Annotated in this window: 12 protein-coding genes; 4 read left to right on the plus strand and 8 right to left on the minus strand. The window is 58.9% G+C overall.

Annotated elements, in window-relative coordinates:
- Positions 1-74 precede the first annotated feature (74 nt).
- The 4 genes from tilS to ACJO5Y_RS05330 form a co-directional block, all read right to left on the minus strand.
- Entirely contained in the window at positions 75-1,433 is a 1,359-nt protein-coding gene (tilS, locus tag ACJO5Y_RS05315) for a tRNA lysidine(34) synthetase TilS (protein WP_406985383.1), read from the minus strand.
- The gene (gene accA / locus ACJO5Y_RS05320) at positions 1,417-2,370 is read right to left on the minus strand and encodes an acetyl-CoA carboxylase carboxyl transferase subunit alpha (RefSeq protein ID WP_406985384.1); all 954 of its coding nucleotides are present in this window, start codon (positions 2,368-2,370) and stop codon (positions 1,417-1,419) included. Before accA ends, tilS begins: the two co-directional genes overlap by 17 nt.
- Positions 2,371-2,519: 149 nt before the next feature.
- Positions 2,520-6,002 carry a DNA polymerase III subunit alpha gene (gene dnaE / locus ACJO5Y_RS05325; RefSeq protein ID WP_406985385.1) on the minus strand — a complete coding sequence of 1,161 codons (3,483 nt, stop codon included), beginning with the start codon at positions 6,000-6,002 and terminating at the stop codon, positions 2,520-2,522.
- A 44-nt stretch (positions 6,003-6,046) separates the two neighbouring features.
- Positions 6,047-6,514 (minus strand): TlpA family protein disulfide reductase, encoded by a 468-nt coding sequence (locus tag ACJO5Y_RS05330; protein WP_406985386.1) that lies wholly within the window; start codon positions 6,512-6,514, stop codon positions 6,047-6,049.
- A 69-nt stretch (positions 6,515-6,583) separates the two neighbouring features.
- On the opposite strand from ACJO5Y_RS05330, the gene arsC reads away from it, so the two are divergent.
- Genes arsC through tfpB form a run of 4 tightly spaced genes read left to right on the plus strand, consistent with a single transcriptional unit; the run spans position 6,584 to position 9,760 of the window.
- Positions 6,584-6,937, plus strand: a complete 354-nt coding sequence (gene arsC, locus ACJO5Y_RS05335; protein ID WP_406985387.1) for an arsenate reductase (glutaredoxin) — start codon at positions 6,584-6,586, stop codon at positions 6,935-6,937.
- A gap of 13 nt (positions 6,938-6,950) precedes the next feature.
- A complete protein-coding gene (gene wrbA / locus ACJO5Y_RS05340; RefSeq protein ID WP_406985388.1) occupies positions 6,951-7,553 on the plus strand; it encodes an NAD(P)H:quinone oxidoreductase in 603 nt (200 codons plus the stop codon).
- Positions 7,554-7,597: 44 nt separating this feature from the next.
- Positions 7,598-7,966 carry a DUF2069 domain-containing protein gene (locus ACJO5Y_RS05345; protein ID WP_406985389.1) on the plus strand — a complete coding sequence of 123 codons (369 nt, stop codon included), beginning with the start codon at positions 7,598-7,600 and terminating at the stop codon, positions 7,964-7,966.
- A gap of 12 nt (positions 7,967-7,978) precedes the next feature.
- A complete protein-coding gene (tfpB, locus tag ACJO5Y_RS05350) occupies positions 7,979-9,760 on the plus strand; it encodes a type IV pilus assembly ATPase TfpB (protein ID WP_406985390.1) in 1,782 nt (593 codons plus the stop codon).
- A gap of 8 nt (positions 9,761-9,768) precedes the next feature.
- Here tfpB and ACJO5Y_RS05355 read toward each other — a convergent pair whose 3' ends face one another.
- Genes ACJO5Y_RS05355 through ACJO5Y_RS05370 form a run of 4 tightly spaced genes read right to left on the minus strand, consistent with a single transcriptional unit; the run spans position 9,769 to position 12,742 of the window.
- The gene (locus tag ACJO5Y_RS05355) at positions 9,769-10,815 is read right to left on the minus strand and encodes a DUF3080 family protein (RefSeq protein WP_406985391.1); all 1,047 of its coding nucleotides are present in this window, start codon (positions 10,813-10,815) and stop codon (positions 9,769-9,771) included.
- A gap of 54 nt (positions 10,816-10,869) precedes the next feature.
- The gene (gene mtnC, locus ACJO5Y_RS05360) at positions 10,870-11,562 is read right to left on the minus strand and encodes an acireductone synthase (RefSeq protein ID WP_406985392.1); all 693 of its coding nucleotides are present in this window, start codon (positions 11,560-11,562) and stop codon (positions 10,870-10,872) included.
- Positions 11,562-12,119 (minus strand): 1,2-dihydroxy-3-keto-5-methylthiopentene dioxygenase, encoded by a 558-nt coding sequence (locus tag ACJO5Y_RS05365; RefSeq protein ID WP_406985393.1) that lies wholly within the window; start codon positions 12,117-12,119, stop codon positions 11,562-11,564. The genes mtnC and ACJO5Y_RS05365 overlap by 1 nt, the downstream gene beginning before the upstream one ends.
- On the minus strand, positions 12,116-12,742 hold the full coding sequence (locus ACJO5Y_RS05370; RefSeq protein WP_406985394.1) for a methylthioribulose 1-phosphate dehydratase: 627 nt from the start codon (positions 12,740-12,742) through the stop codon (positions 12,116-12,118). The genes ACJO5Y_RS05365 and ACJO5Y_RS05370 overlap by 4 nt, the downstream gene beginning before the upstream one ends.
- Between the last annotated feature and the right edge of the window lie 42 nt (positions 12,743-12,784).

A 12,784-nucleotide genomic window follows, 5' to 3' on the forward strand; every position in this document is an offset into this window, starting at 1 on the left:
TATCTGGTTCGGTGAAGAGAGGGAGATTGTCATCTCAAGATGGGACGCCAGACTACCAGAAACCCCCACCTTACTCAATCAAATTCCCGCTCCACAACAATGCGCCAGCCGGCGGCTGGGGCCTCCCCACAGTATTTACCGGAAAGCCACAGGTCGCCCACGGCAACCAGTTCTTCGCAGTCTTCCTGACCCTCGAAAACCAAGGGAATCCGCGCCCTTTCCCAGGGCGGCACCTTCTGTTCCTGCAACCATTTCTTAAGCGGTTTCGAGGGCCCATCAGGACGGGTCCGTATGCGCTCGCCACCTTCCCTCGTAGATATTCGTATTGGCGGAGGAGTATTACCTGGGGTAGCGGTTGCACTCAGGGTAAATCGCCATGCACCGACCTGAACCGGATGCCCGGGCGCCAGGGATTGCGGCACTGGCAGGTCCCCGGGCTGATCGGGCACCAGGTAGATCCAGCCATGGAAGCGGCGCAGTGAGAATCCTTCACCACGGAACTCAGGCTCCCTGTCCGCAGCGGACAGTAACAGCTCATCCAATACCTGTTGCCAGTTTGCCACCGCCGGATAACGGTAACCTGACCGGGTGACCCACCAATGCACCAGGTTTTTCTGCTCCGCGAGACTGAGACCAAGCATCTGGGTGACCCGCAGTCGCCCCTCGCCGCCGGCCACCGAAGCGTAATGAATCTGGGCCAGGGACGCCGCCAGCTCACCCTGATCATGGCAGGCCGAGGCGCTGTGCCCAAGCCGCTTGATCAATGATGGCCAGCGGGACTTGAGCAGCGGCATGACCGAATGGCGCAGAAAGTTACGATCGTATTTAAGGTCGGTATTGCTGGGGTCTTCCACCCACATCAGGCCTGCCTGCTGCGACCAGTCCTGAATCTGCTGGCGACGGAAAGCCAGGAGCGGCCGGTGCAACTCCCCCTGACCAAGAGCCCGACTGGCCGGCATACCCGCAAGACCAGCCACGCCGCTGCCCCGCAACAGTCGGAACAACACGGTTTCGGCCTGATCATCACCATGGTGAGCCATCAGCAACAACTGGCCAGGTTCCAGAATGCTCTCGAACACATCATAACGGGCTCGGCGCGCGGCTTCCTCGACACCACCGGTCGTCGAATCTTCGGTGGCGCTGGCCTCGACGGTGACGCGCCTGACGGTCAGGGGAATCGCCAGGCTTTTACACTGGTTCCTGCAGAATCGTTCGGTCTCTTCAGCGTTGGACTGGAGCTGATGATTGACGTGAATCGCTGCGATCGCCCGATCACTGCCAAGACATCGGGAGACGAGATGAAGGAGAAATACCGAATCGAGCCCGCCGCTAAGGGCAACCCACACACAGGAGGCATCGGGAAGGCGCCTGACCGACTCACACAACTCCGCCGGCCAGGAAAAGTCCGGGGCGGATTTACCGCCCGGTGTCATATCGGGTCAGCCGCTCATAACGGCGTGATACCAATTCATCAGCCGGAAGGCGGCTCAGTTCGGCAACCCCTTTCCTCAGGGTCTCACGGAGCGACTCGGACATCTTCTCGGGGTTCCGGTGAGCACCACCCAGAGGCTCCTTGATGACATTGTCAGCCAGCCCCAGGTGTTTCAGGCGATCCGCCGTCACACCCATGGCTTCCGCTGCCTGGGCTGCGTACTCGGCGCTCTTCCACAGAATGGACGCACAGCCTTCCGGGGAAATCACGGCGTAGGTTGAGTACTGCAACATGTTCAGCTGATCACACACGCCAATGGCCAGCGCACCACCGGAGCCGCCCTCGCCAATCACCGTGGAAATGATTGGCGTTTTAAGACGCGACATCACCGCCAGGTTAAACGCGATTGCCTCGCTCTGGCCCCGCTCTTCGGCGCCGATACCGGGATAAGCCCCTGGCGTATCGATGAAGGTGAGGATCGGCATGCGGAAACGTTCGGCCATTTCCATCAGACGCAGCGCCTTGCGATACCCTTCCGGACGCGGCATGCCAAAGTTACGCTTGACCTTGTCACGCACCTCCCGGCCCTTCTGATGCCCGATAATCATCACCGGCTTGTCGTCCAGGCGGGCTGTCCCGCCAACAATCGAGAGATCATCCGCATACCGGCGGTCGCCGTGCAGCTCGTCAAAATCATCGAAGATCAATTCGATGTAATCGAGCGTATAGGGCCGGCGTGGATGACGCGCCAGACGCGCCACGTCCCAGGGCTGAAGATCGGAAAAAATACTTTCCGTCAGGCTGACGCTTTTGCTTTTCAGCCGATTGATTTCATCGGAGATGTTGATGTCGGTGTCGTTACCCACCATGCGAAGCTCTTCGATCTTCGCTTCCAGGTCGGCGATAGGCTGTTCGAAATCAAGATAGTTAGGGTTCATGATGTTCCATCATTTGATTGCAGGACGGAAATTTATCCCGTCAAACCAGAATTTTGGACAAAGATAGCAGTGCCCGCTCCGAGGCTAAAGCGGACATTGGTATGAGTCCGCAGTCTGACAAACATTTAACGTTAAACCTGCTGCATTCCTCAATCATAGACCAGTTCCACGGACTGGTCGCCCACAAGGTAGCGTAACTCCAGCAACAGGTCGTCATCTGGCTGGATCCTCCAGGCTTCTCCCAGCTCAATGCGTGTTCTCGCTTCCGCGCTGCTGTACTCGATCCACACCGGACTCCCCTCGCAACGAAACGGCTCAAGGGTACTCCCCAGCTTGTCCAGCAGACCATTTTGCAACTGGTCCGCATGCAGAGACAACTTCAGCCCGCGGCTGAACTGCTGGCGTGCGGTCCCGACGTCCATGACGGAGTTGACCCGCATCTTCATCTGACCGGAATAATCGTCGTGGCTGACCTGACCTTCCACCACTATCACCTGATCCGACTGCAGCAGTTCGCGATTCTCGAAGAACGCTTCCGAAAACAGCGTGGCTTCGATGCGGGCACTGCGGTCATCCAGGGTTATAAAACACATAGTGGACCCGGTACGGGTTTTCATGGTGCGCTGGGCAACCACGAGCCCGGCCACCCGCTGGGGTGACTTGTTGGGCTTGAGGTCAGAGATGGACGAGCGCACAAACCGGCGCACTTCTTTCTCGTATTCATCGAACGGGTGCCCGGTCAGGTACAGGCCCAGGGTGTCTTTCTCCCCTTTCAGCCGCTCTTTCTCCGGCCATTCCCGGACATGGGCCACGTCTTCGTAGGGATCGGTGTCGCCGCCCGCTTCCAGGGTTTCCCCAAACATGTCCATCATGCCCACGGCGTCGTTACGGGACTGCTGCCCAGCCTGTTGCACCGCCTTGTCGATGCTGGCCATGAGTTGTGCCCGACCGGCACCCATTTTGTCCATGGCACCGGAGCGGATCAGCGCTTCCATGGCCCGCTTGTTGACTTTCTTCGGGTCCACCCGGCGACAGAAATCGAAGATATCCTGATAGGGTTCGCCATCGGCCCTGCCTTCTACAATGCTCTGAATCGGTCCTTCACCCAGCCCCTTGATGGCGCCGAGGCCATATACGATCTGGCCGTCGTCGTTAACGGTAAAGGTATATTCCGAGCGGCTGACGTCCGGCACCAAAAGGTCCAGCTTCATGTTCCGACACTCTTCCACCAGCGTCACGACCTTGTCGGTATTCTGCATATCGGCGGTGAGAACCGCGGCCATGAATTCGGCCGGGTAATGGGCCTTCAGCCACAGCGTCTGATAGGACACCAGGGCATAGGCGGCGGAGTGCGACTTGTTAAAGCCGTAACCGGCGAACTTTTCCACCAGGTCGAAAATGTTCTCCGCCAGGACCTTGTCGATGCCATTCTTTTCACAGCCGTCAAGAAAGAACTGTTTCTGCTTGGCCATCTCCTCGGGTTTTTTCTTGCCCATGGCCCGACGCAACATGTCGGCGTTACCGAGGCTGTAACCGGCCATCACCTGGGCGATCTGCATGACCTGCTCCTGGTACAGGATGACCCCATAGGTGGGCTCCAGTACCGGTTTCAGGCCATCGTACTGATAATCCGGGTGCGGAAACGAGACCGGCTGCCGGCCATGCTTACGGTCGATGAAGTCGTCCACCATCCCTGACTGCAGCGGACCCGGACGGAACAGCGCTACCAGGGCGATCATGTCTTCCAGGGAGTCCGGCTGCAGGCGGCGGATCAGATCCTTCATGCCGCGGGATTCCAGCTGAAACACCGCCGTGGTTTCCGCTTTCTTCAACATATCGAAGGACGGCACGTCCGCCAGCGGGATCTCGTTGATATCCAGCGGTGGCAGTCCGCGCTTTTCCCGGCGCGGATTGACCATTTTCAGGGCCCAGTCGATGATAGTGAGGGTCCGCAGCCCCAAGAAGTCGAACTTCACCAGACCGGCGTCTTCCACATCGCCCTTGTCGAACTGGGTCACCAGGCTGCCGCCTTCGTCGTCGCAATACAGCGGCGAAAAGTCGGTGATCTTGGTGGGCGCGATCACCACCCCCCCGGCATGCTTACCGGCGTTCCGGCACACACCTTCCAGCTTCAGGGCCATATCCCAGATTTCCTGGGCTTCCTCATCCTGCTCGAGGAAATCGGTCAGTTGGGGCTCCTGCTCAAGGGCCTTCTCCAGGGTCATCCCCGGCTCAAACGGAATCATCTTGGACAATTTGTCCGCCAGGCCGTAGGACTTACCCTGAACCCGGGCCACGTCCCGCACCACCGCCTTCGCGGCCATGGTGCCGAACGTGATGATCTGGGATACCGCCTCACGGCCGTATTTTTCCGCCACGTAGGCAATCACCCGGTCCCGCCCTTCCATACAGAAGTCGACGTCAAAGTCGGGCATGGATACCCGTTCCGGGTTCAGGAAGCGCTCAAACAGCAGGTCGTATTCCAGCGGGTCCAGATCGGTAATCAACTGCGCGTAGGCTACCAGGGAGCCGGCGCCGGAACCCCGGCCAGGGCCCACCGGCACGCCGTTGTTCTTCGCCCATTTGATAAAGTCCATTACGATGAGGAAGTACCCGGGGAACCCCATCTGGATGATGATATCCAGCTCAAAGTTAAGACGCGTGTAATAGGCTTCGCGCTTGGTGTCGTATTCGGGATCGTCCTTGCTCAGGGTTTTGGCCAGGCGTTCTTCCAGGCCGTCTTCCGACACCTTGCGAAAGTATTCGTCCATGGTCATCCCGTCGGGAATCGGGTAGTTGGGCAGGAAGTACTCACCCATGCGAACTTTGACCGAGCAGCGGCGGGCAATCTCGACGGTGTTCTCAACCGCTTCAGGAATGTCCTCGAACAGCTCGATCATTTCTTCCGCACTGCGGAGGAATTGCTGATCACTGAACCGGCGGTCACGGCGGGGATCGTCCAGAGTCCGGCTTTCGCCAATGCAGACCCGGGCTTCATGGGCCTCGAAATCTTCGGTTTCCAGAAAATGAACATCGTTAGTGGCCACCACCGGAATCGCCAGGGATTCCGCCAGCTCGACGTTCAGGTGCAGGCAGTCTTCGTCGCCGGCACGGCCGGTGCGCTGAAGTTCCAGGTAATAGGCATCCGGATAGAGATTCATCCAGTATTCGGCCCGTTCCCGGGCCAGCTCCGGCTTACCCGCCAGCAACGCCCTGCCCACATCACCGAGTTTGCCCCCCGACAGGGCGATCAGGCCTCCTGAACGGGCTTCCAGCCACGCCCGCTGAATGATGGGCTTACCAAAACGCTGGCCTTCCGTGTAACCCTGACTGATGATTTCAGTCAGGTGAAGGTAACCGTCATTGTTACGGGCCAGCAGCGTCAGACGGAAGGGGTTTTCCGGCTCCTCAGGATTCTCCAGCCACAGATCGGCACCAATAATGGGCTTGACGCCCGCTCCGGTGGCGGCCTTGTAAAAGCGCACAAGCGCGCACATGTTCGACTGATCGGTGAGGCCCACGGCCGGCATGCCGAGCTCCGCAACCCGGCTGACCAGCGGCTTGACCCGCACCAGTCCATCCACCATGGAGTATTCGGAGTGTACGCGGAGGTGTACAAAGGTTTGCGCCATAACGTCAGGCTATTCCTGCTGTTGAATTCCAGTTGCGGGCGATATCAGCCGCCCGTCAGTTCTTTCACTTCTGCTTCCGTCACGGGTCCGAAACGGGTCTCGTGCAGCTCACCCTCAGGATTCACCACAAAGGTAGCAGGCAATCCCACCGGGGTTTTCCAGCCAAACTCAGGGCCCGGATCTTCCGCCAGCATGGTATAGCGGATACCCATGGTTTCGCCCAGATCGACCAACGCCTGCCCCTTGATGCCGTCAAAATTCACGCCCAGCACAGTAATACGGCTACTGCGGTCCAGCTTATTCAATTCGGGTATTTCTTCCAGACAAGGCTTGCACCACTCGGCCCAATAATTCACCAGGACCCACTGCCCCCGAAGACTGTCCCAGTCGACAGGCTCACCTTGTGCCTGCTCGAACGCCACCTTTTCACAACCAGACAGCGCCAACAGGGAGATCACCACGACCAGAGGTGAAAAGAGAGTTCGACAACGAGACCTTGCAGGGTACTGCACGGAGAGTCCTCCTGTTAGACTACGGGGCATCCGAAATTCAGGAAAGCCATTTAAAACTCAGGCCAGAAGATGACAGAACCGACCCGTATTTTCCACAACCCCCGCTGTTCAAAATCCAGACAAACCCTTGAACTGCTTACTGATCGCGGTATCGAGCCGGAGATTATACGCTACCTTGAAACCCCACCGACAGAGCAGGAACTCATACACATCCTGGATGTGCTCGGTTATGAACCCCGCCAGTTGATGCGTACCAAGGAAAAGGAGTACAGGGAACTTGGCCTGGATAGCCCGGAACTGGATCGTGATGCCTTGGTCAGTGCCATGGTGGCCACTCCCAAACTGATTGAACGCCCTATCGTGATCTGTGGCGACAAGGTTGCCCTGGGTCGTCCGCCGGAAAACGTGCTGGCCATTCTCTGACCGGAGCCTGTTGATGTCGTCTGACACCCCATACGTACTGGTGCTCTACTACAGCCAAACCGGTCAGACCGCCGAAATGGCCACCCAGATTGGCCGCGGTGTATCGCGGGTGAACGGTGTGGACGTTCGCATTCGCACGGTGCCACCGGTGTCTCCGGATACCGAGTCAACCCTGCCACCGGTTCCCGACAGCGGCGCCCCCTACGCCAGCAAGGACGACCTTGCTCACTGCGCTGGCCTGGCCATTGGCAGCCCGACCCGTTTCGGCAACATGGCGGCGCCGCTCAAGCACTTTCTGGACAACACCGGGGATCTGTGGCTGAACGGCACCCTGTCAGGCAGGCCCGCCGGAGCGTTTACCTCCACCGGCAGTCTCCACGGCGGCCAGGAAGCCACCCTGCTCAGCATGATGTTGCCCCTGTTGCATCATGGCATGGTGTTGTGTGGTGTGCCCTATTCAGAGTCAGCGCTGAATGAAACCTCGTCCGGAGGGACGCCCTATGGCCCTTCTCACTGGGCGGGCACTGGCGAGCAGCAGCCGCTGACAAGCCATGAAAAAACCGTTTGCCAGAGCTTTGGTGAACGGCTGGGCACCCTGGCACTGAAACTTTTTTGAGCCAGCATTCAAGACACTGACAAGATCATAAACGGAAAGCACCTATGCTCCACAACCCGAAAGCACGCGTAACAGCCAGACTGACCATCGGCCTGTACATTGCGGTATTGGCGACACTCCTGATTACCACGTTTTATCCAACCCAGGTCGAGGGCGTGTCGGTTCCGCTGATGCTGACAGTCAAACTGCTTCCCCTGCTGGCCTTTGCGGTTCCGGTCTTTCGCGGTCATAACCGGGGATATATCTGGATGGCCTTTGTGGTGATTTTTTACTTCACCCAGGCGGTGGTCTCGGCCTGGCTGAGCGAGGGCGCCGCTGCCCCGCTCATCCTGACGATCCTGACGTTCCTGCTGTTCACGGTCGCCATGGTGCATCTGAAAGTGAATCGACCGCTTCCGGCCACGGGCGCATGATTGGGTCTTCTTATGGGTAACCTCCGCGCACCTGCACCGCCCAGAAGCACTCTGACCCTTCGCGACCTGGCGACGGCTCTGGTCACCGGCGGTGAAATCTCCCAGCAGGATGCCGATCGCATCCTGCAGGCCAATATCGGTGCGGACACCGACCGCCGACACCCCCTTGAGCTGTTTGCTATTGCCAGCCTCAAGAGCCTGAATTCCGGCCGCACACTGGATCTGGATCGCCTGACCCAGTGGCTGGCAGAGTGGGCGGGGCAGCCCTGGTACCACATTGATCCCCTGAAGATTGATACTCCCTCCATCGCCAGGGTAATGTCCTACGCCTTTGCCCAGCGCCACGGCATACTGGCGGTCGAGATACACCCGGAGGAGGTGCTGATCGCCAGCGCCGAACCTTTCAAAAGCGACTGGGAAAGCAACCTTCGCCAGGCGGTGCAGAAAGACATTCGCCGGGTTGTGGCCAACCCGGAGGATATCCGCCGCTATACGGTCGAGTTCTACCAGTTGGCCAATTCCGTCAGCAAGGCCAGTGGTCGACAAGGGTCCGGTTCTGCCGGCAACCAGAATTTCGAGCAGCTGCTGGACCTGGGCGCCAACGAGAACCCCGATGCCAATGACCAGCACGTTGTCAAAATCGTGGATTGGCTATTGCAGTATGCGTTTGACCAGCGTGCATCCGATATTCACATCGAGCCGAGGCGCAACGTTACTCAGGTACGCTTCCGGATAGACGGCGTGCTGCACAATGTGTATGAATTCCCGGACCAGGTAGGCGTGGCCGTCACCAGCCGCCTGAAAATCCTGGGGCGCCTCAACGTCGCGGAAAAGCGCCGCCCCCAGGACGGCCGCATCAAAACCCGAAAGCCGGACAACAGCGAGGTGGAATTACGCCTTGCCACCATGCCCACGGCATTTGGCGAGAAAATGGTGATGCGGATTTTCGATCCCGAAGTTCTGCTCAAGTCCTACGAACAGCTGGGCTTCTCCCGCGAAGACCGGGAGCGCTGGCACGATATTACCGATCGTCCCCACGGTATTGTCCTGGTCACCGGCCCCACCGGGTCGGGCAAAACCACCACACTCTATTCGACTCTCAAGCAGTTGGCCTCCTCGGAGGTAAACCTCTGCACCATTGAAGACCCGATCGAGATGGTGGAGCCTGCCTTCAACCAGATGCAGGTCCAGACCAACATTGAGCTGACATTTGCCTCCGGTGTCCGGGCGCTTCTGCGCCAGGATCCGGACATCATCATGATCGGTGAGATCCGCGATCTCGAAACCGCTGAAATGGCGGTACAGGCTGCGCTGACGGGGCATCTTGTGCTCTCTACCCTGCACACCAACGACGCACCCAGCGCAATCACACGCCTGATGGAACTGGGCATTCCACCCTACCTGATCCGCGCCACGGTTCTCGGGGTAATGGCGCAACGCCTGGCACGCACCCTGTGTCCTCACTGCAAGGCACCCGGCCCCGTGGATGACCAGGCCTGGAAAAGCCTCACGCGCCCATGGAAAGCCCCGACGCCAGAGCAGGTCTACCAGCCGGTAGGCTGTCTGGAATGCCGCAACACCGGCTATTATGGCCGTGCCGGAGTTTATGAAATCCTCAAGTTGTCCGGCGACCTGAGCGCCCGGATCACCGATCAGTGCGAACTTGAGCAGTTGCGACTCGAGGCCTACAAGACCGGGATGAAATCCTTGCGATTAAGCGGCGCTCAGAAAGTGGCCGCGGGCCAGACAACGATTGAGGAAATACTGCGCGTTACCCCCGAAAGTCAGCGCTGATCGTCGGTTCAGGCGCCCGGCCTCAGGCCACACTGCCCCAACAGTTGCTGCCAGCTCTCCGTGTGCTCTGCCATTGCGCGATCCAGCGCCTGCCACAGGCTGTCATCCCCGGTTGTGGCCAGGTAGCGGCGGGACCAGGCACTGAAGGAATCCGGCATTACCTCCTCCTGAGCGACTGACAAGGCCGCCAGCGGACGGATCAGGTCGTCCCGGGCGCGACGAACGTCACTCATATAGGGCTGAACCCTGTCGATGTAGACACTGAAGAACATGTTCCGGACGATATCGGACTGGCTGTTGGGCTTGCCGTCAATGCACAGCGGACGGCTGCCCAGCCGTGACCGGATAAGCGCCGTGGCGTCGTCCAGCCTGGCGATCAGCAGGCGCGCGCTGTTCAGCAGCTGACCTGCCCGGTGTTCTGCCTGCCAGCGCTGGTGCACCTCACCCACATAGTCCAGTGAATGGCCGAGTCGACCTTCCAGAAGGGACTGCACAGTTGAGTTGAGGCGACTGATGTCAGCAGACAGGTCCGATACCGGGTTGCCATCGGCGGCCACGGGGAAGTATCCCTTGGACAGGGTGAACAGTGTTTCTATTTCTTCCGTAGCCCAGGTTGCGTTCCAGATGGCCACTGGCAACGATTCCAGCTTGCTGTCTATCGCCTGTTCAACGCTCTTTTTCAACTTTTCGCGGTCGATATCCGGCAGGCAGTCACGGGCGGCTTCAATAAAACGGAGTTCGTAACGAAGGCGATTCAGCGGATCCATGACCCGCCCCATCACCGAGTTGCGCTCACCAACGACGTACTGCAACTGACAGCCATAGAGCGACAGGAAATCCAGGATGCCCATATCCAGATCGGGCATGTCCATACGACGGTCGCGCCGACGCGGCATACGCTGGATCTCGGGCAATTCCGACAGCGACACCTCGCCATCGAGCACCCTGGCGACCCGCTCAACGTATTCATCCATCATCGACGGAGCTTCAGAGAACGGGTTGCAGCCGGCGGTCACCAGAGCCAGGAAAACAACGATCAGATGACGCACAATCACTGCGCAGATACCCCCTGAACCAGGACGAACGGCCCGCGTAGCGGCAGCAAGTCCTCAACGCTTTCTGAGCAGGTCATCCACCTCGGCAAAATTCCGGGCCACCACCCGGTCAGTGTTCGGCAGTTCGCCTTCCCGAACCAGCCAGGCGGTCTGGATACCGGCTTCCTCCGCGGCTTGCAGTTCCGCTTCCACATCGGACAGAAACAGCACCGTTTCCGGCTCCACACCCAATTGCTCCAGGATATTGCGATAGGACTGGGCTTCCTTCTTGCCCCCTACCCGGGTATCGAAATAACCAGAGAAGAACGGCGTGAAGTCCCCTGCTTCGCTGAATCCGAAAATCAGCTTCTGGGCCTTCACCGATCCGGAGGAATAGACGAACAACCTCAGCCCCCGGTCGTGCCAGCGCTGGAGGTAATCCGCGGCATCCGGGTAGATATGGCCATGAAAGGCGCCCTGCTGGTAACCCTGTTCCCAGAGCATGCCCTGCAGAGCCTTCAGAGAGGTTTCCTTGCGGTCGTCGCGGATCCATGACTGGAGAACGTCAATCAGCCCCTCGATGTCACCACGATCAACCCCGGAACGCTGCGCAACTACATCCAGCTGCTCGGCGATGGCGGGGGTATCCGCGGCCCCTTCACGGACAAAATCCGCGATGTGTTCTGCCGCGTAGGGAAACAGCACTTCGTGGACAAACGATATGGAGCTGGTGGTGCCTTCAATGTCAGTGAGAATCACTCGGATCATCAGGCAGCCCCAGCCAGTTTTTCATAGCGCGGCAGTCGGCTGGCGATGTCTTCACCGGTAAAATTGGCGACCCAGCCTTCAGGGTTGGAAAAAAGGCGGATACAGGTGAAGCGGGGCTCAGGCCCCATATCGAACCAGTGGCGGGTACCGTCAGGCACACTGATCAGATCGTTTTTCTGGCACAGCACGGCAAATACCTGATCGTCCAGATGCAGATAGAACAAGCCCTGGCCGCGCACGAAGAAACGCACTTCATCTTCACTGTGTACGTGTTCATCCAGAAATTTCTGGCGCAGGGTGTCTTTCTGCGGATTGTCCGGATTCAGGCTGATCACATCGGCGGTCTGAAACCCACATTCCTGTTTCAGCGCCGCCACCTCTGCCTGATAGGCTTCCAGAATCGCATCCTGGGTAGCGTCCTCTTGCAGGTCACGGGTCGGCCATTGCTCGAATCGAATGCCCTTTTCCCCCAGCAACCGCTGGATTTCGCTGGCGTCTTCCGTCACCGTCTGAGGTTGCTCTGGCTGGTTCTGGTTAAAAATGCTCAGGGTAGTCATGGACGGAGCCTCATGGTTGCAAGTTCACACTCAAACAGGAATTCAAACGCCTCAATATGCCTCAGGCAGTCTGCCATGGTCCTGCCCCAGGTATAAAGACCGTGGCCCCGGATCAGGTAACCGGGCTGGTCCGGATGGTCCCGGAACCATTGCTTTGTCCGCTCGGCCAGGTGCGGAATGTCCTGCGTGTTGTCGAATACCGGCACGACCAGCGTGTCTTCATGGGTGTCATGGCCGGGAAAGGCTTTCTGCAGTTCATAGCCCTGTAGCTCCAGTGACTGATCCGGAGGCAGGATTCGACTGAGAACCGTCGCATTGACCGAGTGGGTATGAAGCACCGCTCCGACATCCGGAAACAGCTCATACAGCACCGTATGCAGCCGGGTTTCCGCAGACGAGCGGGATTGGCTCTGAACTGCCTGGCCGGCCAGATCCACCACCATGACATCGCTGGCCCCCAGTTCGCCCTTGTGGCGACCGGAAACCGTAATGGCAATATGGTTGGCATCAATACGGGCAGAGTAGTTACTGCTGGTCGCCGGTGACCAGCCACGGCCATACAGGAAGCGCCCGGCGTCAATAATGGACTCGGCCGCCCGGGCGTATCGGGTTACATCGAACAAGGGCATTCTCCAGACTCAGCCAACGCTGGGGCAGCGGGCAGT

The sequence above is a fragment of the Marinobacter alkalisoli genome (assembly GCF_045449855.1).
Classification (GTDB): Bacteria; Pseudomonadota; Gammaproteobacteria; order Pseudomonadales; family Oleiphilaceae; genus Marinobacter.

Bases quoted from the DNA above. Each gene is read 5' to 3' on its own strand.
- ACJO5Y_RS05345 (WP_406985389.1), top strand. From the start codon at position 7,598: ATGCTCCACAACCCGAAAGCACGCGTAACAGCCAGACTGACCATCGGC.
- arsC (WP_406985387.1), top strand. From the start codon at position 6,584: ATGACAGAACCGACCCGTATTTTCCACAACCCCCGCTGTTCAAAATCC.
- ACJO5Y_RS05365 (WP_406985393.1), bottom strand. From the start codon at position 12,119: ATGACTACCCTGAGCATTTTTAACCAGAACCAGCCAGAGCAACCTCAG.
- wrbA (WP_406985388.1), top strand. From the start codon at position 6,951: ATGTCGTCTGACACCCCATACGTACTGGTGCTCTACTACAGCCAAACC.
- accA (WP_406985384.1), bottom strand. From the start codon at position 2,370: ATGAACCCTAACTATCTTGATTTCGAACAGCCTATCGCCGACCTGGAA.
- dnaE (WP_406985385.1), bottom strand. From the start codon at position 6,002: ATGGCGCAAACCTTTGTACACCTCCGCGTACACTCCGAATACTCCATG.
- mtnC (WP_406985392.1), bottom strand. From the start codon at position 11,562: ATGATCCGAGTGATTCTCACTGACATTGAAGGCACCACCAGCTCCATA.
- tilS (WP_406985383.1), bottom strand. From the start codon at position 1,433: ATGACACCGGGCGGTAAATCCGCCCCGGACTTTTCCTGGCCGGCGGAG.
- tfpB (WP_406985390.1), top strand. From the start codon at position 7,979: ATGGGTAACCTCCGCGCACCTGCACCGCCCAGAAGCACTCTGACCCTT.